The organism is Streptomyces sp. NPDC006208, from assembly GCF_040613775.1.
GTDB lineage: Bacteria > Actinomycetota > Actinomycetes > Streptomycetales > Streptomycetaceae > Streptomyces.
Genome location: NZ_JBEXSW010000054.1, coordinates 26,073 through 51,701 on the forward strand (window position 1 = coordinate 26,073; position 25,629 = coordinate 51,701).

20 protein-coding genes and 4 pseudogenes are annotated in these 25,629 nt (G+C 68.2%); 14 read left to right on the top strand and 10 right to left on the bottom strand.

Going from position 1 to position 25,629, the window contains the following annotated elements; genetic code table 11:
• Window positions 1-15 precede the first annotated feature (15 nt).
• Window positions 16-586 (top strand): annotated as a pseudogene (locus ABZ208_RS33060) (transposase family protein); the annotation flags it as partial.
• A 169-nt stretch (window positions 587-755) separates the two neighbouring features.
• On the opposite strand, the gene ABZ208_RS33065 reads toward ABZ208_RS33060, so the two are convergent.
• Window positions 756-1,061, bottom strand: a complete 306-nt coding sequence (locus ABZ208_RS33065; protein ID WP_356913152.1) for a class I SAM-dependent methyltransferase — start codon at window positions 1,059-1,061, stop codon at window positions 756-758.
• Between ABZ208_RS33065 and ABZ208_RS33070 the strand changes: the two genes are divergently transcribed.
• Window positions 975-1,235: a hypothetical protein gene (locus ABZ208_RS33070; protein ID WP_356913154.1), complete on the top strand. Its 261-nt coding sequence runs from the start codon at window positions 975-977 to the stop codon at window positions 1,233-1,235. The genes ABZ208_RS33065 and ABZ208_RS33070 overlap by 87 nt on opposite strands.
• A gap of 693 nt (window positions 1,236-1,928) precedes the next feature.
• On the opposite strand, the pseudogene tnpA reads toward ABZ208_RS33070, so the two are convergent.
• Window positions 1,929-2,356: pseudogene (gene tnpA / locus ABZ208_RS33075) on the bottom strand (IS200/IS605 family transposase).
• Between the two features lie 20 nt (window positions 2,357-2,376).
• Here tnpA and ABZ208_RS33080 point away from each other — a divergent pair.
• Together ABZ208_RS33080 and ABZ208_RS33085 are read left to right on the top strand one after the other, a co-directional pair.
• A complete protein-coding gene (locus ABZ208_RS33080; RefSeq protein ID WP_356913134.1) occupies window positions 2,377-3,534 on the top strand; it encodes a transposase in 1,158 nt (385 codons plus the stop codon).
• 1,034 nt (window positions 3,535-4,568) lie between these two features.
• Window positions 4,569-6,749 (top strand): SpoIIE family protein phosphatase, encoded by a 2,181-nt coding sequence (locus ABZ208_RS33085; RefSeq protein WP_356913135.1) that lies wholly within the window; start codon window positions 4,569-4,571, stop codon window positions 6,747-6,749.
• Between the two features lie 69 nt (window positions 6,750-6,818).
• On the opposite strand, the gene ABZ208_RS33090 is transcribed toward ABZ208_RS33085, so the two are convergent.
• Window positions 6,819-7,811, bottom strand: coding sequence for a helix-turn-helix domain-containing protein (locus ABZ208_RS33090; protein WP_356913136.1), 993 nt, complete (start codon window positions 7,809-7,811; stop codon window positions 6,819-6,821).
• A gap of 452 nt (window positions 7,812-8,263) precedes the next feature.
• Window positions 8,264-9,490 carry a cytochrome P450 gene (locus ABZ208_RS33095; protein ID WP_356913137.1) on the bottom strand — a complete coding sequence of 409 codons (1,227 nt, stop codon included), beginning with the start codon at window positions 9,488-9,490 and terminating at the stop codon, window positions 8,264-8,266.
• A 189-nt stretch (window positions 9,491-9,679) separates the two neighbouring features.
• Between ABZ208_RS33095 and ABZ208_RS33100 the strand changes: the two genes are divergently transcribed.
• Window positions 9,680-10,255: a hypothetical protein gene (locus tag ABZ208_RS33100; protein WP_356913138.1), complete on the top strand. Its 576-nt coding sequence runs from the start codon at window positions 9,680-9,682 to the stop codon at window positions 10,253-10,255.
• Between the two features lie 597 nt (window positions 10,256-10,852).
• On the opposite strand, the gene ABZ208_RS33105 is transcribed toward ABZ208_RS33100, so the two are convergent.
• Window positions 10,853-12,244 carry a hypothetical protein gene (locus ABZ208_RS33105; protein WP_356913139.1) on the bottom strand — a complete coding sequence of 464 codons (1,392 nt, stop codon included), beginning with the start codon at window positions 12,242-12,244 and terminating at the stop codon, window positions 10,853-10,855.
• Between the two features lie 230 nt (window positions 12,245-12,474).
• Between ABZ208_RS33105 and ABZ208_RS33110 the strand changes: the two genes are divergently transcribed.
• The 6 genes and pseudogenes from ABZ208_RS33110 (at window position 12,475) to ABZ208_RS33135 (ending at window position 15,973) form a co-directional block, all read left to right on the top strand.
• Entirely contained in the window at window positions 12,475-12,822 is a 348-nt protein-coding gene (locus ABZ208_RS33110; RefSeq protein ID WP_356913140.1) for a DNA/RNA non-specific endonuclease, read from the top strand.
• 71 nt (window positions 12,823-12,893) lie between these two features.
• Window positions 12,894-13,427, top strand: a complete 534-nt coding sequence (locus ABZ208_RS33115; protein ID WP_356913141.1) for an SMI1/KNR4 family protein — start codon at window positions 12,894-12,896, stop codon at window positions 13,425-13,427.
• Window positions 13,428-13,710: 283 nt separating this feature from the next.
• Window positions 13,711-14,014: pseudogene (locus ABZ208_RS33120) on the top strand (IS630 family transposase); the annotation flags it as partial.
• 153 nt (window positions 14,015-14,167) lie between these two features.
• Entirely contained in the window at window positions 14,168-14,626 is a 459-nt protein-coding gene (locus ABZ208_RS33125; protein WP_356913142.1) for a hypothetical protein, read from the top strand.
• A 270-nt stretch (window positions 14,627-14,896) separates the two neighbouring features.
• The gene (locus tag ABZ208_RS33130) at window positions 14,897-15,214 is read left to right on the top strand and encodes a hypothetical protein (RefSeq protein WP_356913143.1); all 318 of its coding nucleotides are present in this window, start codon (window positions 14,897-14,899) and stop codon (window positions 15,212-15,214) included.
• Window positions 15,215-15,520: 306 nt separating this feature from the next.
• A complete protein-coding gene (locus tag ABZ208_RS33135; RefSeq protein WP_356913144.1) occupies window positions 15,521-15,973 on the top strand; it encodes a DUF3592 domain-containing protein in 453 nt (150 codons plus the stop codon).
• A 321-nt stretch (window positions 15,974-16,294) separates the two neighbouring features.
• Here ABZ208_RS33135 and ABZ208_RS33140 read toward each other — a convergent pair whose 3' ends face one another.
• From ABZ208_RS33140 to ABZ208_RS33150, 3 genes are all read right to left on the bottom strand, one after another.
• A complete protein-coding gene (locus ABZ208_RS33140) occupies window positions 16,295-17,554 on the bottom strand; it encodes an IS4 family transposase (RefSeq protein ID WP_356913145.1) in 1,260 nt (419 codons plus the stop codon).
• Between the two features lie 165 nt (window positions 17,555-17,719).
• Entirely contained in the window at window positions 17,720-18,091 is a 372-nt protein-coding gene (locus ABZ208_RS33145; RefSeq protein ID WP_356913146.1) for a hypothetical protein, read from the bottom strand.
• Window positions 18,092-18,260: 169 nt separating this feature from the next.
• Window positions 18,261-19,310, bottom strand: a complete 1,050-nt coding sequence (locus tag ABZ208_RS33150) for a hypothetical protein (RefSeq protein WP_356913147.1) — start codon at window positions 19,308-19,310, stop codon at window positions 18,261-18,263.
• 327 nt (window positions 19,311-19,637) lie between these two features.
• Between ABZ208_RS33150 and ABZ208_RS33155 the strand changes: the two genes are divergently transcribed.
• Window positions 19,638-19,817 (top strand): hypothetical protein, encoded by a 180-nt coding sequence (locus ABZ208_RS33155; RefSeq protein WP_356913155.1) that lies wholly within the window; start codon window positions 19,638-19,640, stop codon window positions 19,815-19,817.
• A 497-nt stretch (window positions 19,818-20,314) separates the two neighbouring features.
• Here the strand turns inward: ABZ208_RS33155 and ABZ208_RS33160 are convergent, their stop codons facing one another.
• Together ABZ208_RS33160 and ABZ208_RS33165 are read right to left on the bottom strand one after the other, a co-directional pair.
• Window positions 20,315-21,013, bottom strand: coding sequence for a response regulator transcription factor (locus ABZ208_RS33160; RefSeq protein WP_356913148.1), 699 nt, complete (start codon window positions 21,011-21,013; stop codon window positions 20,315-20,317).
• A complete protein-coding gene (locus ABZ208_RS33165; protein ID WP_356913149.1) occupies window positions 21,010-22,320 on the bottom strand; it encodes a histidine kinase in 1,311 nt (436 codons plus the stop codon). Before ABZ208_RS33165 ends, ABZ208_RS33160 begins: the two co-directional genes overlap by 4 nt.
• Window positions 22,321-22,534: 214 nt before the next feature.
• Between ABZ208_RS33165 and ABZ208_RS33170 the strand changes: the two genes are divergently transcribed.
• Both ABZ208_RS33170 and ABZ208_RS33175 read left to right on the top strand, forming a co-directional pair.
• Window positions 22,535-23,242: an ABC transporter ATP-binding protein gene (locus ABZ208_RS33170; protein ID WP_356913150.1), complete on the top strand. Its 708-nt coding sequence runs from the start codon at window positions 22,535-22,537 to the stop codon at window positions 23,240-23,242.
• Window positions 23,239-25,586 (top strand): annotated as a pseudogene (locus ABZ208_RS33175) (FtsX-like permease family protein). The gene ABZ208_RS33170 and the pseudogene ABZ208_RS33175 overlap by 4 nt, the downstream one beginning before the upstream one ends.
• Window positions 25,587-25,629: the final 43 nt, after the last annotated feature.

Consider the following 25,629-nt stretch of genomic DNA (forward strand, 5'->3'; position numbering starts at 1 on the left):
AGTAACCATCTCGCAGTGACTGGTGTGATCACGGCCTCGGAGCCGTCCTGGACAGTCCCGTTCACCGGATTGAAGCCACGTCAGTTCAGCAGACTCGTCACCGCGCTGCGGCGCGAAGGGCGTGTCCCCAGTGCGCAAAGGCCGGCCCTGGAGCCTGCCACCGGAGGACCGAGTGCTGCTGGTCGCCGCCTACTGGCGCACGAACCTGACCTTCCGCCAACTGGCGCCCCTGTTCGGCGTGTCCAAGTCCACCAGCCGACCGCATCATTGACCACCTCGGGCCGTCGCTCGCTCTCCAGCAACCTAGGCGGTTCGGCAAGGACACCGTGCTCATCGTGGACGGCACCTTGGTTCCTACCCGCGGCCATCAGGTGGCGGAGCAGTGGAAGAAGTATCGCTACTCCACCAACCATCAGGTCGTCACCGACGCCGACTCCGCCGCGTCGTCGTTGTCGGCAGGTCGGTCTCAGGCAACCGCAACGACTGCAAGGCGTGGGAGCTGTCCGACGCGAAGGCCACGGTCGGCCGCACCACGGTGATCGCGGACGGTGGTTACCGAGGCACCGGCCTGGTGAGACGCGACCGCCACGGCGATCCAGGCCTCTATGCAGCGGTGTGGGCGCGCACCATTAGCGTGCCCAGCTTCCCGGCCTCCGGCGCGGGGCAGTACCTGTGCGTCGATGTCGGTGAAGCCATGGCGTTTGAGCAGGTCGGTCCAGGCTTCGGCTGTGTACTGCCAGCGCAGTACCGTCAGTTCACGTTCGCGGCCTTCGAGCCATTTCCCGCGCATGGACTGGGGCCGTACGCGCCGGGGATCGGCTCGGCCTGGCTGAAGGCAAAGACAGCGCCGGGGGCGAGGCGCTTGGCCACCAGTGGGAAGCGCTGCTCAGGGTCGGTGAACCACACAGCGCCCCAGACCGAGTGATGGCGTCGAACCGCTCGGTGCTCGAGGTGAGGCAGTCGCAGACGTCAGCATGGATGAAGGAAAGCCCGGGTACGCCGCCCCACCAGCGGCGGGCGCGTGCCACCTGTACTGGAGACAGGTCGACTCCGCTCACCACTACACCCTGGCGGGCCAGGAAGACTGCTTCCTTGCCTTCCGCGGGGCCCAGGTCCAGAGCGCGGCGCGGGCGGCCGAGCAGCTCGGCACCAGGGCCGTGGCCGGGGTACTGGGTCCACTCGAAGCGGTCCACCACGGTGCGGGCTGGTCACCTTCGCCGCGGTGCGGCATGTAGGTGTCCCAGTATTCAGCCGGAGTGTGGGGCGCGCGGGGCATGGAGCTCCTCCGGGGAACGGTGAGGCCAAATGGAGCTGGCCACGGCACCGGTGAGGCCCGGTGCCCGGGTGGGAGTGACACAACTGCGCTGCACCCTGCGCAGGCAAGGGCCCGGGGACGCTCGCAGCGTCCCCGGGCCCGATCGTTACTGGTATGTCAGTGGCAGTTCTCGCCCGGCGTGGCCGCCCCCGCCAGGGGGCGACCACGCCCGCCCGAAGAGAGTGCGGTGAATCGGCCTCGATCCTGCTGCCCTGCGGTTCGGTCCCCCGGTCACCGAAGCGTGATCCGAGCGTCGCGCACCCGGAAGCCGGAGAGTGGCGCTTCGCGCCAGGGGCCAGCGCTTCGCGCTGTCATCCGCGCTACGGCACTGTCGCCCATGCATGTATGCACTCCTACCAGGAGGCGGCCGTCGGAGAGTTCGACCCCTGCCGACAATCGACGCCACAGGCGGCTGCGTCGGCTCGGCAATGCCCACCGAAGACAGCGGAATCAGCGCACGTCTGCGAACACTTCGGCCACCCGAGCGCTGACCAGGGCCCTTTTCAGCATGCTCTAGGGCGGAACCCCGGGCGTTCACGCCCGGAGGAAGCGCTGCTCTGGACTGCCCTGACCCGCAGGTTCCCACGGGTCCGCACGGGTGACCTGGGTCCACTCAGTCCGGGCGCTTCTGGGTCTCGATGTACTCCTTGATGATCGAAAGGGGAGCCCCGCCGCAGGAAGCGGCGAAGTACGACGGCGACCAGAAGTGATCGCCCCATAGGTACTTGCGGATGTGGTCGGGGAACTCCTGGCGGAGCCTGGGGGCGGAAACGCCCTTGAGTGAGCCGACCAGCCGGGACAAGGAGATTTTCGGTGGGTAGTGCACGAGCGGGTGGACATGATCGCGTTCGCCGTTGAACTCGACCAGTTCCGTTGCGAAGTCGGCGTATACGTCGCGCATGACCTCCTCGCTGCGTCGAAGGATCTCGTCGGTGATCGGTCCGCGCCGATACTTTGGCGTAAAGACCAAATGAGCGTGGAGGTGTAGAGAACCGTACGGCCCCTGCGGATATTGGGGTTTGGCTCCCAGCGTGGTGACATAGATCGCTACGATCAAGGATATGAAGATCGTGACACAGGTGAAGCTGATGCCGGAGGCCGACCAGGCCGCCGCGCTTCTCGCGACCCTGCACACGGTCAATGAGGCCGCGTGCTGGGTATCCGGTGTGGCGTTCGAGCGCGGTGTCCCGCGTGAGTACGAACTGCGCAAGCACACCTATGCCGAGTTGAAAGCGCGTGGGCTGGGGGCGCAGGCCGCACAGCACGTGATCAAGAAGACTCGTGACGCCTACACCACGTTGAAGGCGAACGTCCGCGCCGGGAACCTGGGCAAACCGGGGTCGAAGCGCAGGATCAAGGCCGAGTCGAAGCCGATCACGTTCCGGCCCGAGGCTGCGCAGCCGTACGACGATCGGTGTTTGAGCTGGCAGTACGACGCCGGAACGGTGTCGATCTGGACGACGGCCGGACGGCTGAAGAACGTCCTCTTCGCCTGCTCCCCGGACGCGTTCAAAATGCTTCGAGAGCACCGCAAGGGGGAGTCCGACCTGATCGAACGAGACGGCGTGTTCTATCTGATCGCCGTCTGCGATGTCCCCGAGGCCGACCAGTACGAACCCAGCGGGTTCATCGGCGTCGACCTCGGGATCACCAACATCGCTACCACCTCCACCGGCTACCGGGCTGCCGGGCGCGGCTTGAACCGGCACCGGAAACGACAGCTCGATCTGCGGAAGAAGCTCCAGGCCAAGGGCACCAAGTCGGCCAAGCGCCTCCTCAAGAAGCGCTCCCGCAAGGAAGCCCGACACACCGCCAACATCAACCACATCGTCTCCAAGGCCATTGTCACCACCGCTGAACGCACCGGCTCCGGTATCGCCCTGGAAGACCTCACGGGCATCCGCAGCCGGGTACGGCTCCGTAAGGACCAGCGGACTGCCCTGCATTCGTGGGGCTTCCTCCAGCTCGGCCAGTACATCGAGTACAAGGCCAAGCGGGCTGGGGTGCCGCTGGTGTACGTCGATCCGGCGTACACCAGCCGGCAATGCTCCGAGTGCGGTCACATCGACCGGCGCAACCGCCGGTCACAAGCGATGTTCGCCTGCCGGTCCTGCGGGGCCCTCATGCACGCAGACGACAACGCGTCTCACAACATCGGCCGCAAGGGCGAGACCGTGTGGAATGCGGGGCGTGAGTCACGCGTCCCTGCCACCCCATAGGGGTGTCTGGACGGAGGGGCCAACCCAGCAGCCAGTTGGGCGCTACCTCCAAGCCCGACCCTTCAGGCCCGGGTCAAGTTGACGCTTTGGGTCGCCTGGCTCATGAGCTGCGGGGCGGCTCCGCCCGGAGTGGACCGTTCCACAAGGACCTCCCGACCATGGCGCGTCTTATGACGGGGCGGGAGATGGGCGCAGGCTGCTGGTAGTCACCTGCACGCGCCAACGGAGGTGGGCACTGTGGTCGTCAGTACCTTCTGGAGGATCGTTCCGGTCGTGGCGGCGGGCGCTGCCGTGGTCGTCAAGATCTGCAAGGTCCTGATCTGGATGAGGAAGCACCGGCCGAAGAAGTGATTCAGGGATGACGGAAAGATCCTCATTGGCGGTGGAACATCACGACTGACCGAACTGCGACGCGCCCGCCGGCGGCGTGCCGCCCCCGGGGAACCGACGGATTCGGAGGACCCGCGGACACGTGGCTCACGCTGAGCGGAGGTCCCGCGCCGAAGCGTCCAGGTTCCCGGTGAAACGCCGGGGGCGGGCGCCGCTGCCTGGGGCGTTTCCGACTTCTCGAGCGGATTCCGGTGTGTGAACCGGGTGTCCTTGCATGTACGGCGTCGCTCCCGTGCGGGAATATTGTTCTGTTATGAGCGATATGTGGCTCCTGTGGTGTGATGTTCGGCTGTGGGGCGGCTCTGCCGCGGGGCGCCCGCACCTGCAGGTCGCCTGGCGGGCCCGGCGCCGGTGGCAGCGCGCCGGCGTTTACCCGACACGCCCTGGTCACTTCTGGCGCACGGCTGCAGGCAGGGGAGGGCCTCGCGGCCATGGCAGCCCAGAGCCCGCGGCCGCCCAGACGGGGCCCTGCACGGCCGTCGCCCGCCAGCCCGCCCCGCTGGATCACGAGATGCGCCTGGCGGTGCGAGTGGACCGCCAGGCAGGGGCGAGCCGGCCGCGGATCGGGGAGTCCTCGGGCAGCAGCGGCGAAACCGCCCGTGGCCGTCACGCCCGCCATACGGTCGGGCTGCGAGGAGTTCCCGGTGGACCGGCCGCGCGATGAGCCTGGCGGCGATGAGCTGCTGGATGAGGAACTGGCCGACACGGTGCGCCGCACGGGGGCCTCGGGCGGGGGCGTTTTCCTCATCGCCGAGCACGAGCCGGTGGGGATCCTGGTAGTGGTGTGCGGCTCCTTGGTGGAGTTTGCCGGTCCGTGGCGACGCGTGCCGCTGGACCTCCCGCTCCCAGGCACCGACGCGGTACGCGAGAACCGCCTGGTGTGGGTGGGCAGCCAGGAGGACCTGGCCCGCTCCTACCCGCGTGCCGCGGCCGCCCTGCCCTACCAGCTCTCGCTGGCAGCCGCTCCCCTCACCGGCAGCCGCCACTGCTGGGGTGCACTGCTGCTGGTCTGGCCCCCCAACCGCCCGCCGCACCTCACGCCCCGCGAACGCAGCATCATCACCGCCGGCGCCCGGCGTCTGGCCCGCGTGCTGGACGATGCCGGTCACCCTCCCGCCATCCCTGACGAGCCACGCATCATCCCTCTGCACCGCGCGGGCCCCAAGCCGGCCCTCTTGACCGCCGGCGACTTCGCCGAGCGCCTGCCCGGCGGCCTCGCCCTGGACCTGGAAGGCCGCATCACCTTCCTCACCGCCGGCGCCGCCGAGCTCCTCGGCCGCAGCACCGACCAACTGCTCGGGACCTTCCCCGAGCAATCACTGCCCTGGCTGGACGACCCCTCCTACGAGGACCGCTACCGCACCGCGCTCGTCACCCGCCGGCCGGTTGCCTGCACAGTCCTGCGCCCACCGGACCAGTGGCTCGAACTGCGGCTCTACCCGGACGCCTCCGGCATCAGTGTGCTGATCAGCCCCGCCGGGTCCGGTCAGACCTCAGACCAGCCCCAGCCCACCAAGCTGTCGTCACGTGGTAATCCATCGGGGAGCAACGCCGACGTAGGACGTCTGTACCAGCTGATGCACCTGGCGGCCGCACTCACCGAAACCGTCGGCGTACAAGACGTCGTCGACCTGGTCGCCGACCAGGTACTGCCCGCCTTCGGCGCCCACGGCCTGATCCTGTCCACCGCCGACGCCGACCGCCTGAAGATCATCGGCCACCGCGGCTACACCGACGAAGCCATCCAGCTCCTGGACGCCCAACCCGTGCACACCGACCTCACGCCCGCCGGCCACGTCATGACCAGCGGTGTCCCCGCATTCTTCGACAACCCCGAGCAAATGGCGGGCGCCCACCCGCGCGCAACCCCTCTCAGCGGCAAGCAGGCGTGGGCATTCCTGCCACTGATCACCTCAGGCCACGCCGTCGGCTGCTGCACCCTCTCCTATCAGCACCCCCACGCCTTCACCGCCGCCGAACGCGCCACTGTCACCTCCCTGGCCGGTCTTGTCGCCCAAGCCCTGGACCGCGCCCGCCTCTACGACGCCAAACACGAGCTCGCCCACAGCCTCCAGCGGGCCTTCCTCCCGGGCAGCCTGCCCACCGTTCCCGGCATCACCGTGGCGGCCCGATACCTGCCCGCCGGCCATGGCATGGACATCGGCGGTGACTTCTACGACTTCATCCGCCTGAGCGACACCACTGCCGCAGCAATCATCGGCGACGTCCAGGGCCACAACGTCACCGCCGCCGCACTCATGGGCCAGGTCCGCACCGCAGTCCACGCCCACGCCACCGCCGGCGCACCTCCTGACCAGGTGCTCGCACGCACCAACCGCTTCCTGGCCGACCTCGAGACCGAGTTGTTCGTCTCCTGCCTCTACGTGCACCTCGACCTGGCCCGGCACCGTGCCTGTCTCACCAGCGCAGGCCACCTCTCACCACTCCTGCGCCACCACAGCGGCCCCGCCGAAGTCATCGAACTTCCCTCTGGCCTGTTGCTGGGCATCGATCCCGCCGCCCGCTACGACAGCATCGACATCCCCCTGCCGCCCGGCACACTGCTCGCCCTGTACACCGACGGACTCATCGAAACCCCCGGCATCGACCTCGGCCAGAGCACCACCGACCTGGCCACACAACTCGTCCGCGCATCGGAGCAGACCGTGGACAGCCTCGCCGACACCCTCATCCGCCACGCCACCGAATCCGGCGCCCGCAACGATGACATCGCCCTCCTGCTCATCGACACCAGAGGCCAAGAACGATCAGGGCCGACGGGGACGACGACAGCGCCTGAAGGCATACAGCGAACCGGCGAGTGAACCTCGTACCCCGACCGGGAACAACCCAGCGCGAACGGGCGGCTGTCCCGTTCAGCTGACAGACGCCCGTCAGCCTCGGTCCGGGTTGGCGGGGCGGTCAACGGGTAAGCGGCTGCGGTACCGCATCTCCCGGGGACTTACCCCGAAGCGCTGCCGGAACGCGGTGCTGAGCACGCTCGCGGAGGAGAAGCCCGACGCGTACGCCAGATCCGTGATCGTCATGTGATCGAATCCGGAGCACCGCAGCCGGTCCCGCACGAGCCGCAGCCGCTCCTCCCTGATCAGCTCCCGGGGGGTGGTCCCCACGCGCTGCAGTGCCAGCTGCACCTGCCGTAGTGACCAACCCAGTGCCTGTGCCATCGACGCGCCGGTCAGCTCCGGATCGGCCGCGTGTCCGCGTACGAAGCGGCGCACCATGGCTTCCACCTCCACCAGATGCTCCGGCGCGTCCGGGCGGTCATCACCGATCGCGAGCATGCACAGCAGCTCGACGATACGGTCGGACACAGAGTTGAACTGGGGGTCGGTGAGGCTGTCGCGCTCCTTGAACAGGCTGTTCAGCATGGCGCTCAGTACGTTGCCCAGGCCCCTGCTCAGATCCAGCCCGACGGCCAGCGGCGACTTCCGGTTCAGCGGGCCGTCCACCTCGCGCGCGGGGATCGTGAGGATGAAGGCATCGCTTGCCTGCTCCTGGATGCACTCGAAGGGTGATCCGAAGGTGACCAGAGTCCCGGTCCCCGGCGTCATCCGTGCCTCCTGGTCATCCTGCCGCAGCACGATCGCTCCGCTGAGCGGAAGGAGGAACCGGTAGTCCTCGTCCGGGTCCTGCCGGACCTGACGTGCCGTCCGGGTGTACTCGATCTCGTCCGACCGGAAGCGGACGAGCTGGTAGGTCTCCGTGTGCTGGCGAACCGTCTCCCCACGGAAGTTGTCCGTACGTGCGTATCTGTAGTCCATCCTGGACTGATAGGACGCGATGTGCTCGCGCCAGAACTCGGCGCGCTCACGAGGCTCCACTTCCCCGGTCGACAACGACTCCACGCTGTACGTTCCCCCGGGCACCCAGACCCCCTCCGCTGTGTCCGCTTCCTGACGTCAGCGATGTGCGAATCCTCAACCAACCTGGAAATACCGGTAGTTGTCTGAGTGCGGAGTGTAATACAGGCTCCTGATCTCCGCAGACTTCGTGAACCGCACATGTTTGTGCGTCGTTGCCGGCTCTGCGCTTCGCAGCAATTTCCTTGCGCGTGGGGGCCATACGCCTGGCGGCCGGCCTGCTCATCGCAAGTGACATTCAAAGAGCTGTTCGGCCGCTTTCCGGGCAGGGAGCCGGCGGGCCGCCTCGACGAACCGGGCCCGACAGTCCGGCCCCTTCCACTGTGCGGGTCATGCCACGCCCTGCCGGACGGTTCCTGCCCGAGCCGTCCGCGGATCGAGGGGTCTGCCGAAGTCCAAGGACTCCGCAGGATTCGCCGCAGACGGCAACCGGTGCCGCGACGCGGTCCGTGGAGCAGTCAGAAGAGGCGTACGGGCAGGGCGCGGTGACCGTTGGAGATGAAGGAGTCCACAGGCTCCAGATCCTCCTGCGGCACGGCAAGGGCGAGGCCGGGGAACCGCTCGAAGAGTGCCGGGAGAGCGATGGACGCCTCCAGACGGCCCAGGGGAGCGCCGAGGCAGAAGTGCACCCCGTGGCCGAAGGCGAGGTGCTCCTTGTCCGCGCGGCTGACGCGGAAGCGGTCGGCGTCCTTCCCGTACCGCTCGGGACAACGGCCGGCGGCGGCGTACGCGGCCAGGATCGCTTCGCCCTTGCGGATCACCATCCCGTCCAGCGCGATGTCCTCCACGGCGTACCGCAGGGGCAGACTGGCGACCGGGGCGTCGAAGCGCAGTGTCTCCTCGATCACGTCGTCCCACGAGGCACGGCCGGCACGTACCTGCGCGAGTTGTTCCGGGTGGGTGAGCATGGCGTGGATGGCGTTGTCGATGAGATTGACGGTGGTTTCGTGACCGGCGCTGATCATGAGCACCAGCGTGTCGAGGAGTTCCTGCTCGCTCAGCCGGGTGTTGCTCTCGTCGTCACGTGCGGCAATCAGCTCGGTGGTCAGGTCGTCGGCGGGCGCCTTCCGCTTGGCGGCGACGAGGTCGCCCAGGACGGCGTAGAGCCGTGTATAGGTGGCGGTGACCTCCGTAGGGTCGGCGGAGGTGTGGAAGATGCTGTCGACGAGGTGCCGCAGTTCCTCCCCACCTTCCTCGGGGAGGCCGAAGAGCTCACTGATCACGTTGATCGGCAGCGGATAGGCGAATTGCTCCCGCAGGTCCACCACACCTCGCTGCCGCCCGTCCGCGGCGAGGCGGTCCAGCAGACCTGCGGTGATCTCTTCGATGCGCGGCCGCATGGCGGTGGTCCGGCGCGCGGTGAACGCCCTGGCGACCAGCGTCCGCAGCCGTTTGTGCTCGCCGCCGTACGCGGTGAACATGTTCCGGACCGCGACCCAGGTGAACAGCGGCCACTCCGGGGAGATCTCCCCATTGATCCAGGCGGGCCAGTGCCGGCGCGGGTCCTTGGAGACCCGCGGATCGGTGAGCAGCCCTTTCAGCAGGCCGGGACTGCTGACTGCCCACGCCTCCACCCCGCCGGGGAGCTCCACACGTGTTACCGGGCCCAGCTCACGTATGCGGGTGGCTTCGCCATGGATGTCGCGACCGGTCGGGTCTATCACCGCAGGGTGCTGGGCTGCCATTTGAGACTCCCTGGTTCGAACTCCGATACAACTCCGGTGGCATCACGCTACGCCGTGGTAGCAGCGCGGAGCGAGAACGCCTCCCGCAGGCTGCGTGCGACGACAACTTCCCTACGCGTGCACACAAGTGACCCTTCTCGTACGGTCCTACTGTCATGGGCATCCGACAGGAGAGACCGGTGAGGACCCATGATGATCAGCAGAGTCCCGCAATGGGTGCAGCTGTGTGACCGGGAGGTACAGGCACTGCCCGCAGGGCAGTGGTGGGACGCCGTACGCGTACCGCTCAGTCTCGGAGTCCGTGCCCTCGAGTACCTCGGAGGCGATGCGAGGGCCGTGATCAAGGACGACTACGGCAGCATCCTCTACTGGCTGATCCGGAAAGGGAGCGCGGACCACTGGCAGTTGCCGCAGGTCCAAGTGCTCGGACAGAACTGCCATGTGGCGATCCCGCCTCAGCATCGTACGTCCGGGCCGGGGCTCCACTGGCACATTCCGGCGACGCGAGAGGGGTACTGGACGAGCACCGAGCGGTTGCACTCGGCGCTCCACACGGCGCTCGCCGCGACCACCCTGTCCCGCCCGCTTGCACTCAACTGCTCCCGTTGCGAGCGCAGCACCGAGGCGCCGGTCCTCGTGCGCATCATCGAGTCCCCCTCCGGTCCCGCCAGGGCGGTGTACGTCTGCCCCGACTGCGCGCCCCAGTGCCCTCCAGGACCTGGCCGGCTGGAGCAGCGCCTCTCCACCCGACTGCCCCGCGTCTGACGAGAAGGCGCACGCAGCGCGTCACCGGCCGCGGCCGACGAGTCATCGCTCCTCGCAGTGCACCGTGGCCGCCGCCTGATCGGCCTGCTCGTGCCCCCAACGGTCGCCGCTGTCAGTGGCCCTGAGCCTCAGCCGTTGTGCGTCGGGGTGCCACCTGCCGTTGCTGGTGTCTCGCTCGACCGGTCCCCAGCCGTTGACATCAGTGCCGAAGTCCAGTGCGCACACCGGTACTTCGCCGTGCGGCGGACGGGCCACAACACCCGAGTCGAACGCCACAGCCGCCGACCGTGCTCGCCGTCGTTCTGGCGATTGAGCTTGCCGGCGGAGAACACGAACCAGCGCCATACGTCGGTGACCCGGCGGTCCACTCGGCGCCGATGCGATAGCCCCTCTCGGGCGAGGTCGTAGGCGGTGCCGGTGAGGCGCCCGCAGTGAGGCGGTAGACGCATTCGGTGGTGTGACTGAGGCGTACATGCCTCCACCGCCGTCTGTGGCGGACACCAACACTGTGTCATTGTGCATTCTCGGCTTCGACTGCATGCGATGAGACTCCTGAGCTGCAGTTCCGTGGACTCCAGGCGCGTTCGGGGCAGCCAGTCAGCGGGTAGCGCGGTACGGGACGGCGGGGAGGTACCTTTCCCAGGCTGCCCGGGACAGTCCGCTGCCCGTCCGGCGGCACACCGCTACAGCGGTCCGCCGCGGCTCCAGGCCGTACGAATGGACCGTGACATGCCGCGTCGTGATGCGCAGCCGGGTGTCGTGCTCGGCGAAGGCCACGGCCAGCACCGGGCCGTCCACCGAGGTGAGCGGTGCGGAGGGTCCGGCGGGCGCCCCGGTTTGCCACAGGCGCAGTGATCCGTCCGCGCCGCCGACCGCGACCGTGGTGCCGTCCGCCGAGAAGGCGAGTGCGGGAGGCGGCCGGTGCAGGTCGCCTCCGTTGCTCGAGCCGCCCACGAGTACGGCGAGGCGCCGCTGCCCCTTGCCGTCCCAGAGAGTGACCCGGCCGTCCATGTCGCCCATCGCGAGGAACCGACCGTCCGCGCTGAACACGGCCGTCACGGCCAGGCTCTCTGCGGTCATGACGCGCCTGGACCGGCCGGAGGCCACATGGATCAACTGCCGGTCGGTGGTGAGGACATGGCCGTCGGGGGACATGGCGAGGGCATCGCCGTCGGGAGCCCTGCGTACCGCGGTACGACTCTCCCCGTCGAGCGTCCACCGGTCGGTTTCGGTGACGGACTGGGTGAGGACCATGGACCGGCCGTCCGGTCTGAACACGATGCCGTTGACGCCTTTCCCGACAGTCGCCGCGCGGCCCCAGGAGTTCAGCCGCCGCACCGTTGCTGTGGCGGTCTCCCGGTCGCGGCCGGTGAGATGGGCGAAGGCCCTGCCGTCGGCGCTGAACGACACCAGTGGCGGACAGTCTTCGCACACCGACTCTGGCAGCGTGCTCCTGAGCTCACCACTGCCGCCGTCCCGGATCTGGATGCGCCGCCCTGTCACCGTGGCGAGCATGGCGCCGTCCGGGGCGAACCGAGCTGCAACGTACGGCTGTTGCTGCCATTGCCGGGGCACAACTCCGTCCAGGGACAGCGTCCGCAGGACTGCCGCAGGGTCGGAGCCCTCCTGGTAGCGGAGCACGCCGACCGCAAGATCCAGCCGCAGGTTGGACAGGCCCACGCCGGTCACCGGTTGGTTCAGGACTGGCGCCGACAGGTCGGCGGTCCGCCACAGCTGTACGGCGGATTGCGATGCGGTCGCCACATACATGCCGTCGTCGCTGAACGTCACCTCCCACGCGGACGGCACCGATATCGGGTGCCGCTCCCGGCCCGTGCGCACGTCCCAGCTGCGGATGCCGGACTCCGCCGGGTAATAGATCCCCCGGCCGTCCGGCGTGAACGCCCAGGTGGAATCGGTGCAGAGGTCCCTCTCGGCGCTGCCCGGCCAGTCGACGGCCAGCCTGCGGTGCTCCCGTATGTCCCACACTTGGAGAGGGCCGGTTGCGGGCAATACGCGAACAGCCGGTCGTCCGGTCCGACCGCGGCGTGGCGGGTGCCGGACCGCGACAGGGACAGCCCGGCTTCGTCGTCCTTCCCCGCAGGTGGGTGGCGGAAAGCAGCCTGTCGCGGATCACTCGGGTCCGCCGGAACTGCCGGGACCCGAACGCCTGCCGCATCACAGCGAGGCTCTGATCACGTGGGCGGCGATCACGCTGATTGGCCGCCGTATCACCTGCCGCACGAAGAGCCCGGCCGGCGACCCGTCACCCCGTCCCGGCTCTCGGCGGATCCAACTACAATCCGGCAAATTTCGTCACCATGCATGCCTACGTCAATTCCCCCGTCATGCGGCATATTGAAAACCAAATCAGGGCCGCAGTCGAGTCCGGTCAGACCATCCAGTACAGCGTCACTCCTCGATACAATGGGACCGACAAAATCCCCACGGGGGTGTACATGGAGGCTTACGGCTTGGACGGTTTCAAATTCACTCAACACAGAAGCACCGGAATCACAGAGTCGGGAAATACTGCATTCATACCCAATCAGAAGAGAGGTGGCTGACGAGAGCAGGCGATTAAAGCCAGCCTCCCTGTCGCCCGGACCCGGCAATCCTCAGAAACAGGACCTCCACCATGAGCAACGCCCTTTCGCGTCTTTCCGAAATCGCCCCGGCGCCGAGCGAGCCCCGCCACAAAGACTGGGACGAGGTCGAGCGCAGCCTTGGGGTCGAGCTTCCTGCCGACTACAAGGAGCTCATCCACGTCTACGGCGGAAGCAACTGGGACGACTATCTGTACGTCCTTGAGCCGGGCCGCCCCAACGAGAATTACGACCTCATCGAATGGGCGAAGAATCAGGCCGAAGACCTGGAAGACCTGTGGGAAGTCGAGAAGAAGCCGGCGGAGCTGGAGGTCGAGGGGTCCCGGGTCATCCCATGGGCGGCCACGGACAACGGAGAATGCCTCTACTGGCTCGTTCGGCCCGGCCTCGACCCGGACGAATGGACCGTCATGGTGAACGAGGCGCGCGGCGACCGATGGGAACATTTCTCAGTAACCTGCACGCAATTCCTCGCGTCCACCCTTGATGGAGAGCTGCAGTCGAACATCCTCTCGTCCTTGTTCCCCCGCGCTACACATGAATTCCGCCAGCTCGGTGCGGTATGACGACGCGGCGCTCTTTCGGCCAAGGGCTTCGGCCTAGTCGGATGACATCCGATTGCTGATGCTTCGTCGGGTTGGCGGCGGAAGCGCCCGTGATCGACGGGTGCACCCGACTGCCAGCTCAGTTTGGGAAGGGCGAGGGGCAGGATGCTCACCGTCGTCGTTGATGCCCACCAGCCCGAGCATTCTTCGGAAAGCCTCTTGCACGCCCTCCAGGCGGCTGGCGAAGCGGACGCCCCTCCTCTCGGGTCGGCCGTGTCTCGCGATGGCTCATAGGGGCTTCTACGCCACCCCCAAGACATCCGCCATCAAGACGTGGCTTCTTGCGCACCCGCGGTTCCATCCATCTGCATTTCACACCGACCGGCTCGTCTTGGCTGAACCTCGTCGACCGATGGTTCGCCGAACTCACGAACAAGCAGATACGGCGAGGCGTCCACAGATCCGTCCAGGCCCTCGAGAAGGACATCCGCAACTGGATCGCCGCCTGGAACACCGACCCGAAGCCCTACGTCTGGACGAAGACCGCCGACGAGATCCTCGAACGCCTCGCCTCATATCTGAACAGAATCCCCGACTCAGAAGATTAGGTGCAGGGTATCGGTACGCGTCCCAAGCTCCATGTCTCCGCTGACAGTTCGGGGGCTCAGCCGCCCAGCAGCCCCAACTGAAAGGGCGCGGCCTGGATCTGACCCACTGGATATTGCCGTGCAGCTCGAACCGGAGTTCCATACCCTGCCCGGATGACAGAGAACTCCGAGAGGCTCATGCTGGTACGCGCGGGATTCGAGCGGGTCCATGTGGAGCACGACTGGTACGACGGCCCCAGGAAGGGGATCGCCGATGTCCAGGGGACACCGCACTACTTCGAGGCCATTCATGACCACTGGCATCCCGACGATCCCTACGACGACGAGTACCTTGTGTGGCCCATCGATGAAGCGTCGCTCTCTCTGGAGCGTGAGCAGTCGGCGATAGTAGCCGACTGGTACAAGCGTCTCGCCGAGGGCACCGCGACGACGGGCTTTCCTGGCGACGGTGGAGTCGACAGGCGCTACGACGAGCTGCAGGCGTTGCTCGGGCCCCGGCGGGAGGCACCCGCCGACGCGCGGCGGCTGGTGGCCGAGTGGAAGACCCCCGCAGAGGACCGGTACGACGTGGAAGCGCCCGCTTACATGGTCAGGTGGCGCCAGGAACGTTGAGACCGGTGGCGCGAGAAGTCGGCGAGTCCGTTGGTCCAGCCGGCCCCGAGTCCTCCAGGTCAGAGCCCATCCCGCCCGCCGCCAGGACCTGCTCGTCGGTCTGCGTGATCACGGCCACAGCAGAAGCATGACAGACGAAGAAGACCCGCTCCACGAAGACAACGGAAGCGACGGGACCTCACGGGCGGTCTTGCGTCAGCACTGCGATGAACCCTCGGTCGGACCAGAATTGACTTCTCCGGCCGAGCGAGCCGTGGAAGGTTGTGCCGCATGGCCATAGCAAAAAGAGGCACGCGGGTGATCATTGTCGATGGAGAACGCTATCGCTGGGTAGTCGCGCCCAGCGACGAGGCCGGTCTGGCGATCGTCGTGGTGGGCGGCGACGGGGACGAGCAGCGAATGGCTACATGGGTCGAGCACGGCGTGGTGATCGCACCAGGGCTGGTCGCTGCAGTCATCCGCCAGGCACTGCTTCACCACGGCTGGACACCCTGGCAACGTGGCAAACAGGTCACCTTGCGGTGCCGGGACAGAGCCCCCGATCTGGCCGATCTCAGGTTGATCACTTGGCCACCGGCGACCTGGTGACCTGGCCTGCGCTGCGAACGGCCGTGGGTCCAGAACTGGAACGAAGACGCCCAAGCCGTCCACTGGACCAAGACAGATGAGGAGATCCTCGAATTCCTCGCCCGCTTCTGCCGACGGATCTCCGGCGCAGGACAACAGGGCCTGTCCGACAGGTAATGGTAAAGGTGAGCGCAGGGAACGGACCTGGTCGCCGCCTTGCTCCCCGGCGGTAACCGCTGGTCCCCGCTGTGTATCTTCACAGGTGTCGTCGGCCCAGCGCGCAGAGGCGTGATTCCGGGCCATCAATGGGGGATGAGGGATGTTGCTGTGGATGCGGCGTTCGGGTGGGTCTTCGGGGCGGCCGGGGTGCTGTTTGCGGCCATGGGAATCGCGGTGCTCATCTACACGGTGCGCAACGTATTGGAGCGCAGGCGGATTTTGCAGGAGGGTCTCGTTGCGGAGGCCCGTTGCCTGGAGACGTTCGTGGTGCACCACTCATCGCAGGGGCACGGGCAAAGCCAGCGGCGTCTGATCCTGGGGTTCCGGGCGCCCGACGGGCGGGATGTGCGGGCCGAGGTCGTTTCGGAAGTGCCGCATGTGATCGGGGACATCGTTCCGGTGCGGTATCTACCGCAGCGCCCCGAGCGGGCGGTACCGGTCGGAGCAGCATCCGGGATAGGGAGTGGCCCGATCCTGATCGGCGGAGTGATGGTGCTCTTCACCTGCATTGGACTGTTCGTCGCCGCGACGGGATTCGGCACGGCCGCTTCGATGAGGTGAGGACTTTGGAGAACCCGACCCGGCGTCGGGCCTTCAGCGTGTCCACCGGGCGACACGGCCTCAAACGGCCTCGCGCAGCCGCCCAGCAGTCCCAACTGAAACGGCGAGGTGAAGTTGATCTTGATGCGGCTGGCAGGGCTACCTCGAGGCAGGCGAACTTCAGGTCGGGTGGCTTTCGTGTGGCAGGTGGCTGCGTGCGAAGTCCTCTTCACCCGCTAGGAGTTGTGACGGGCGCGTTTGACGACGTGTGGGTAGGAGCGGTGGCAGCGTGCGGGGTTGCAGTTTCGGCGTGCTGCGAGAGCATGGCGAGGACATCGGTTTTCACCGCTTCCCAGGTTCAGGGGGGAACGCTGCTGTCCCGGTGGCGGAGCGGCGGACGATGTTCAGTGTTCTGAGGAAGCTGATCCGGTCCGGGGCGACGTCGGCGCCGGTCGCGGCCTGGCAGATCAGAGAGTTGATCGCGTAGTGGACCAGCAGGTAGGCCCAGATCTCCTGGTGGACCAGGTCCGGGATCTTGGACCGCAGGACCTTTCCCGGGCCGCGCAGGACTGTCTTGAGCTGGCCGTTTGCGGCCTCATCCTCCCATCTTCGGTGGTAGGCGGAGGCTAGTTCGGCGGCGGTCGCGGACTCCGGCTCGGTGACCGTGGTGATCAGGCAGACCAGTTCCCCGCCGTCGCGGTCGGGGACGTCGTATTCGATGACCCGCACGACGTGAGCTGCGGCTGGGTCCGGCTTCGCGCCGCTCCTCGCTTGCTGCAGCAGTTCCTCCCGCTTGTGGCCACGCAAGCGGGGATCGACCAGGGCCGACAGGTACGTACCGTCGGGCAGGACCTTCAGGACCGGCAGGGACAGTTGCGTCGGTACCCGCCAGCACAGCGCTGCTCCGGTCTGAGCGGCGGCGCTGAACGCGGCAAAACTGTAGAAGCCTCGATCGGCCAGCAGCAGCCAGTCGTTTGAGATCGAGGGCAGCAGCGTGGCCGCCATCGTCCCTTCGCTCCGCTTTACCGGCCCGACCTCGGCGTCGATGAAAGCGTGGGATCCGCACTCGACGACCGCCACCACCCGGGCCTTGGGGAAGGCAGAGCGGGACCGGTCGTTGCCGGCGTAGCCGAACTCGGCGGCGTTCTCGGCCGAGTCGGGCAGGTCGAGATCGAACCCGTCGATGGCCGTCAGCCGCCATCCGCGCAGCCACGCGCTCCGCGTCTCGCTGGTGGCAACGGGTTCGGCCACCCGATAGAACGTCTCCCGCAGCACGTCGCGCCCCAACCGCTTACGTGCCTGGATGATCCCCGACGAGGTCGGCGGCTCCCAGGCCGCGTCCCACACACCGAACTGCGACAGCGACCCGGTGACCTTCTGTGCGACCTCCTCGGCCCCGTCGTCGGAGAAGAGGCAGAGCGCCATCACCAGATAGGCGGTCACGTGCGGAGGGAGCTTCCCGCCCTGGCCTTGCTCGGCCACCCCGCAAACCGCCGCAGCCTCATCCACCTTGAACCGCGGCACCGCCGCGACCAAGACTCCCAGCGAAACCTGGTCCGGTCGCGCGACGAACCCACCCGAACCCACGGAGCCCTGAGCCATGCGGCAACCCTAGCCTCGTGGCTGACGCGACATCGAGCACCGCACCAGACCCTCCCCAGCGAAGTCCTTGATCAACTTAAGTTTCGTGGCATTGGGCCATGCCGACACCATGGGCCACGAAGGCGATGGAAAGTGGTGTGCGTACTGGGAGACATGGACGTAGACCTACTCGGACTTCTTCTGCCGGTCCCTCACCATGTGACCCCGGTCGTCCCAGGCGCGCTGTGCCAGCAGTTCCCCACGCCCCTCGGTGAACACCTGCTCAGCCGCAAGTACGCCGTTGGGGTGCCACTCTCGCGTAGCTCCCACCGCGCGAACCCTCTGGGCTCTTCCTTCGCCACGAAGGGTGCCGTCCTCACACCACTCGCGGCAGAGGCTGTGCACAACGCCGTCCACGTATTCGTCCAGGCTGATCAGGGCAGTCCCTGAGTGCTCCGTCGCCTCGCCGGTGAACAGTTCTCCGCCGTACAACAGGCGTCCCCCGTAGTCCATATCGACATCGGGGTCATCGATATCAATTCGTTCTGCCCCAGTCATCAGGCCAATCCTCACCAGGCGGCCTCGACCCGCTTCCCGCGCGAGAGTACCGAGCCCCTTCACTCCCTGTGCCGGCCGGCTTGCAGCAACCGAACGGATCAGGTTGCGACGGTTCGCGGAAGCGGATCACAGCGAAGGGACGGCACTGCCACTTCTCGAAGCCGTCGGCTCAGCCGGTGGCCATCGCGAGTTCCGCAAAGTGGACCCAGTACGGCCGCCGGTACTCGCTTTCCCTGCCGATGATCAGGTCGGTGGCCTTGGTGACTCCAGCGGCCTGCGCCGTGCGCACGATCAGCGCAGACATCTCCGAGGCCCGCACTTCCCCGGGGCCGCCCGCGTCGATGCGCCAGGGCATGTCGCCGTCGTCTCCGGGGTGGATGTGCCCAGGCGGCAGCAACTCCCGGCGGGTCCACCCGAGCTTGACTGCGTTATCGCCGCGCGCCGCTTCCTCGACCATGTACTCGCAGTACCCGAGGTAGAGACGGTCGTCGCAGACGATGTCGAACATGATGGGTGAGGCGTCGCCGACCCGCCCGTACAGGGACAGGTTCTGGGACATCCCGGTCGCCACCGCGACAGCGGGCAGCGTCCGCAGGAATGCACCGATCGAGACCTGCAGGGTGTCCCAGTCGCCGGCCAGCTCCCACCGCGGGTGCTGCAACTGCTGTTCGCAGTCCTCCAGGACGCCGACGAACCCCCGTCCGGCCAGTGAGTACCACCTCTCCCAGGCCTCGCTGGGCTGCAGCACGAGCTCCGGCCCGTCCGTCCCGGCCCGCAGTTCCAGGGTCACCCGGTCCTTGCGCCAGCGCAGGAACGGGCAGCCCCACAGTGGCCGTGCCTCACGTCGTCCGTAGGGTTGGGTGCTGCCGTGACTGCCGACGTACGTCGCGTCCCCGAGTACTTGGCGCACCGCGTCCGCCGCGCGCCGGAACTCCTGGGCCTGCGCGCGTGGTTCCGGTGCGGGCCGGCTCAACGGCACCACGAGCTCCAGGTACTCCTCCAGCGTGGCCCACTCCCGTTCGGTGGCTTTGACCGGGACGAGCACTGCGTCCCCGCCCGGCAGCCCGGTCACCGCTCCCGCCGGGCCGCCGGGTTCGCCGGTCCACTCCCAGCCGAGCCAGCCGATGAGTTTGCGCATGTCCGTCTCGCTCCAGAGCAAGCCGACGAAGCGGCTCGTCAGTTGCTGGGCAAGAATGCCTATGTCGTCACTGCTGATCATAACTGCATTGCTATCAGGTCCCACCGACAGTCTCCGATGCCGCCGTCCTCGTGGGCGCGGTCGGCCGGAACGGCTCAGGCGCCGGTCCCTCGAGGCCCTGAGCGATGCCGACCGCCTATGAACGTGGTGGGTCGTCGTGCCCGGACGAGGAGGCCGAGGCCGCCGTCGCACTGCTGGAAGAGCTGCAGGTCCCGGCACTACTGGGCGGCTGGGGCTGGGGGCGACCGCCTCGCCACCACCCCCGCCCGAGCCGAACAACAGACCTCAGCCCGCTGATCGCGGTCATGCCCCATGTGATGGTGCGGTCGCGCCCTACCGACTCATCGGATGGCATACCCGTCCCACAGCGGGCCGACGGCCTGGTCCAGCACCTCTGCCACGACCGTGGCGAAGACCTTTGCATCTCCGGCGATCGCCTGGGAGAAGGCCCGCAATGTCCGCCAAGGCTTCATGGATCCGAAGCAGAAGGCGGCGTTCGAGGAGTTCCTTGCCCGGCAGGATCAGTGACGCGCCGACTCATGCTTCGTGGCTTTGTAATGGATCTTCGGGGCTCTGGTCCGGTTCGTATGGTGCGGTGACGATCGGTCACGCCAACAGGACACGTCTGCCGAGGAGTTCGAAGCCTACGCGGCCGAACATCTGGCGCTTGGTGTGTCCTAAACGCAGAGGGGAGTCGATGCAGGTCGACTTCTTGATGCGGTGCTGCACGGATGATGAAGGCTTTGGCCCTTCGGAGTCGCCCTGCGGAGGGAGGCTCCAAATCACCTCGTTGGCTGAAAACCGTCGTGGTGAGCGGTGAGGCCCGGCTACTCGACAGCATCTTGATACGGTTGACATGGCAACGCAGGGCTGTCAGGGGCACAGCCGTGCTGGCCGGCCACCGGCTCCGCCGGAACGTGCTGACACACTGCCCGGCTGACGCTGCGTCCGTGGGCCGAGTCCGATGCCTGCGCCCCTGGTCCGTCGCACAACAGCGCGGGCACGGGCCAAGCCTCGGCTTCGGTCTACGTCTGCTCGGTGGACTGCTGGGCGGCCTCGTGTGTGCCGGCGCTGACCAGCCCTGTCTCGTAGGCGACGATGACGGCCTGGACACGGTCACGGAGTCCGAGCTTGGCGAGGATACGGGCGACGTGCGTCTTGATGGTCGCCTCGGCCAGGTGGAGGCGGGTGGCGAGTTCGGCGTTGCTCAGTCCTCGGGCCAGCAGGCCGAGGACCTCCAGTTCGCGCGGGGTGAGCGAGGCGAGGTCGCGGTGGAGGGCGGCGGTGTCGCTGCCGCGCTGGGTGAACCGCTGCACGAGGCGGCGGGTGATGGCAGGTGCGAGGAGAGCGTCGCCGGTACGGACCGTGCGGACGGCCGCGGTCAGATGCTCGGGGGTGACGTCCTTGAGCAGGAAGCCGCTGGCCCCGGCGGACAGTGCTGCGTAGACGTATCGGTCGAGGTCGAAGGTAGTCAGGATGATGACGCGGGGTTGATCGGGGGCGCCGGTGAGGATGCGGCGGGTGGCCTCCAGGCCGTCCATCTCGGGCATCCGGATGTCCATCAGGACCACGTTGGGACGTGTGCGGCGGACCGCTTCGACCGCTTCGGTTCCGTTGGTCGCCTCGGCGACGACGTCGATGCCGTCGGCGCGGAGGATCAACCGGAATCCGGTGCGGACCAGGGTCTGGTCGTCGGCGAGGAGCACGCGAAGTGGCTCGGTCACGGTGTCTCCAAGGGGATCAGTGCTTCCACACGGTAGCCGCCGGTCAGGCGTCGGCCGGTGTTCAGGATTCCGTCGTAGACGGCGAGGCGCTCGCGCAGGCCGATCAGGCCTCGGCCGCTTCCGGCGGCCGCGCCCGCGCCCGGGTGTCCACCGGTGTCGGTGACTTCCACCCGGAGCCGTTCCGGGCCGTATTCGACGGTCACGGCGGCGGTGGCGCCGGACGCGTGCTTCACGGTGTTGGTCAGGGCTTCCTGGACCACCCGGTAGGCGGTGAGTTCGAGGCCGGGCGGGAGGGAACTGGGCGGGCCGGTCACGGTCAGGTCGACGGTCAGTCCGGTGTCCCGGACCCGTCCGACCAGCGTTTCCAGCTGGTCCAGTCCGGGTTGCGGGGCCAGCTCCGCCGCCGTGTCGGCCAGGTCCGCGCCTTCGTCCGTGCCCGCGCACTCGTCGGCCATGGTGAGCAGTCCCATGACGTGCCGCAGCTCGGTCATGGCCGCCCGTCCGCCCGCCTCGACGGCGAGCAGGGCCTCGCCGGCCTCCTCGGGGGACGTTTTCATGATCTTGCGGGCGGCGCCCGCCTGGATGATCATCACGCTGACGTTGTGGGTGACGACGTCGTGCAGTTCGCGGGCGATCCTGGCCCGCTCGTGCTCGACGGCCCGGTGCAGCGCCTCGGCCTGTTCGCGTTCCAGGGCGGAGAGCCGGGTGCGGCCCTCGTCGGTCCGGAGTTTCCAGGTACGCAGGCCGACGGCGGCCACGGCCATCGGGACCAGGATCAGCAGGACGACGTATTCGTTGGGGATGATCGGTGTCACCGAGCTTCCCGAGGTGCCGACCAGGACGACCGACACCGGCAGCGCCGCCAGGGTCGCCACCCGGTACGGGCTGTACACGGCGGCGCTGTAGACGGCGATGACGAACGCGTAGAAGGTCAGTCGCAGGACGCTCTGCGGTGTCACCAGTGTCGCGGCCGTCACGACGCACAGTACGGCGAGCGGGTAGCGGCGGCGCAGCGCCAGGGCACCCGAGGCGACGACCGCGAGGGTCACCATCAGGGCCAGGCCACCGGGGCCGGACGGGCGCGGCACGGCACGCACCACGCCGGGCGCGACCTCACGCAGCACGACGTTGTCGACGTTGTCGATGCCGTAGTAGACGGTGGCGATTCCGAGTGCCAGTGCCACCAGCGCGTCGAACTGCCAGGCGCGCCGGGTGGGCCGCAGCGGAGGACCGCTCGGAAGCCTGGCGTCGCGGACCGTCCGGCGGGCGGCTTCCCACAGCCGCTCCAGCGTCGTACGTGAGTCCATCACCGGTTCATTGTCGCCGCCGCGCGGACCTGCGGAGTCCATCCCGGTGGTCATTCCCACCGCACCGGATACATCACCCGCCTACATCGCAGGGATGACGATTCCGGGGCCCATCCCAGCGCGGTACCGCAATGGGTTCGGTCGGGCGACGCGTGCGTGCCGGGCCCGCTCGTAGCGTTCACGCAGCCAACTGCCCGTGACCGAGGAGTTTTTCATGACTGTGCCGGTGGTCGAACTGCGTGAGGTGAGTCGTCGGTACGACGACGGCCCGCCTGCTTTGCACGAGGTGTCGCTGACTGTGCAGCCCGGCGAGGCCGTGGCGATCCTCGGCCCGTCCGGCAGCGGCAAGTCCACGTTGCTCAATCTGATCGCGGGCCTGGACCGGCCCGATGCGGGGACTGTCACCGTGGGCGGGGTGCGGGTGGACCGGCTGGGCGAAGCCGGGTCGGCGCGCTACCGGCGGTCGAAGATCGGCATGGTCTTCCAGTTCTTCAACCTGCTCGACGATCTGACCGTCACGGACAATGTCGTGCTGTCCGCGCGCCTCGCGGGTATGGCACGTGGCGAGGCAGTCCGCCGGACGGCGGAACTCCTGGAACTGCTGGGCATCGACCGGCACGCCGGCGCCTACCCGGGGCGGTTGTCCGGCGGTGAGCGGCAGCGCGTCGCGGTGGCCCGGGCGTTGATGAACCGGCCGGCGCTGCTCCTGGCCGACGAGCCGACCGGGGCCCTGGACACGGCCGCCGGACAGGACGTCAGCAGGCTGCTCACCGGCCTGAATGCAGAGGGACAGACCATTGTCGTGGTCACCCACGACCTGGTTCTGGCCCGGTCCTGTACGAACCGTACGGTCCGGATCGCCGACGGCCGGATCACAGAGGACGTCCGGTCGCAGGCCGTCGCCTCGGAGGCCGTCCGATGAGCGCGCTCGGCAACGTGGTGCGCTCGGGCGTGGGACGACGCCGGGTGCAGACGCTGGTTGTCGGGCTCGCCACGATGATGGCGGTGGCCGCCTCCGTCCTCGGCGGATCGCTGCTCGTGGTGTCCGGCGCGCCCTTCGACGATTCCTTCGCCAAGCGGCACGGCGCGCATCTGTCGGTCCAGTTCGACGCGGGCAAGGTGAGTGCCGGGCACCTGTCGAAGTCCAAGGACGCCGAAGGGGTGAGCGGTGCGGCCGGGCCCTTTCGTACGGCGACGCTCACCCCTCGGTCGGACGGGGCGGGCCCCGGGTGGCCGATGACCGTGGTCGGCCGGGGCGATCCCGGCCGCAACGTGGACGAGGTGGCACTGCTCGACGGGCGGTGGGCCGCGAACTTCGGCGAGATCGTGCTGTCCGCCGACTCCTCGCTCATCCCGACCATCGGCATGAAGATCGACTTCCCCGATCTGTCCGGCGGTCCGACCCTGACGGTGGTCGGTGTGGCCCGCTCGGTCACACAGACCGCCGACGCCTGGGTGGCGCCGTCCCGATGCCGGCGCTCACCGCGCCCGGCAGCGGCGGCTACCAGATGCTCTACCGCTTCACCGACGCGGGCACCATCGCGCGGATCGCAGAGGGCGGCAAGGCCGTGACGCAATCCCTGCCGCCGGAAGCGGCCGTCGGCGAACAGTCCTGGCTCACCGTCAGGAAGGCCGCCGAGCGCGACACCGCCCTCTACGTCCCGTTCCTCATCGCGTTCGGCGCCCTGGGCCTGGTCATGTCGGTGCTGATCGTCGGCAACGTCGTCGCGACGGCCGTCGGCACGGGAACGCGGCGCATCGGCATCCTCAAGGCCGTGGGCTTCACCCCATCCCAGGTTGTGTGGGCCTATGTGGGCCAGGCCCTGATCCCGGCCGCCGTCGGCACGGCCCTCGGTGTCCTCGCCGGCCACCTGCTCGCCGTCCCCGTGCTTGCCGAGACCGAGGAGGTCTACGGCACCTCGTCCCTTGCCATCGCCCCCTGGGTCGACCTGGCGGTGATCGCCGGGGTACTCGGCCTGGTGGCGGCGACCGCGTGGGCAAGTGCCTGGCGGGCAGGGCGGCTGCGTACGGTCGACGCCCTCGCCGTCGGGCGTAACGCTTCGGCGGGGCGCGGCCGATGGGCGGCCCGCCTGGCCGGACGGCTGCCGTTGCCGCAGCCGGTCGCCCTGGGCCTGGCCCGGCCCTTCGCGCGGCCCGCCCGCGCGCTGGCCATGGGCACAGCGATCCTGTTCGGCGCCGTCGCCGTCACGTTCACCGTGGGGATGGGCGCCTCGCTCGGCCAGGTGATGAAAGCCAAGGCCCACGACGCCGCCGATGTCGTCATGCCCGCGCCCTTGCCGGACTTCGGACCCCAGGGCCCTGGCCCCGAGAAGCAGCCCAAGGCCGACCCCGCTGCAGTCGCCGCGGCCATCGGGGCCGCCGCCGGAACCGGGAAGTACTACAGCGCCGCGACGGTACGGGCAACCGTGTCCGGCCTGACCGGCACCGTCGACGTGATCGCCTTCACCGGCGACGCCTCCTGGGGCGGCTACACGATGGTCTCGGGCCGCTGGATCGCCAAGCCCGGCGAGGCCGTGGTCCCCACCCCCTTCCTGGCCGCCACCGGCACCGGCATCGGCGACACCGTCACCCTGAACGGCCTGGCCGAGCCGGTCACGGCCCGGATCGTCGGTGAGGTCCTCGACCCACGTCACGACGGCATGCAGGTCTTCACCGACGCCTCAACGCTCACGGCCGCACATCCCGACCTGACGGAGACGAGCCATCACATCGCGGTCACGTCCGGCACCGACGTGACCGGCTACATCGACGCGCTGAACAGGGACTTGGCTCCGCTGGGGGTCACCGCTCGGGCCGGCGGGCTCGACGCCGGCGGCGACATGGTCGTCACACTCAACGCACTGTCCGCGATCCTCACGCTGATGCTCGTCGCCGTCGCCGCGTTCGGCGTGCTGAACGGCGTACTGCTCGACACCCGCGAGCGCGTCCGGGAGATCGGTGTCCACAAGGCGCTCGGCATGACCCCCTGGCAGACCGTCGCGATGGTCCTCACCTCGGTCGTCGTGACCGGACTGGCCGCCGGCGCGCTGGGCGTGCCGCTCGGCGTGGCCCTGCACGGCTGGGTCGTCCCCGCGATGGGCGACAGCGTGGGGCTCCGCCTTCCCGGTTCCGTCCTCGCCGTCTATCACGGGCCCGAACTGCTCCCGCTCTCACTCGGCGGCCTGCTCATCGCCACCCTGGGTGCGCTCCTGCCCGCCGGCTGGGCCGCCAGGGCCCGAACCGCCACGGCCCTGCGCACCGAATAGGAGGTCAGGTGCAGAGCTCGTGCCTCCGACCCCCACCGCACGG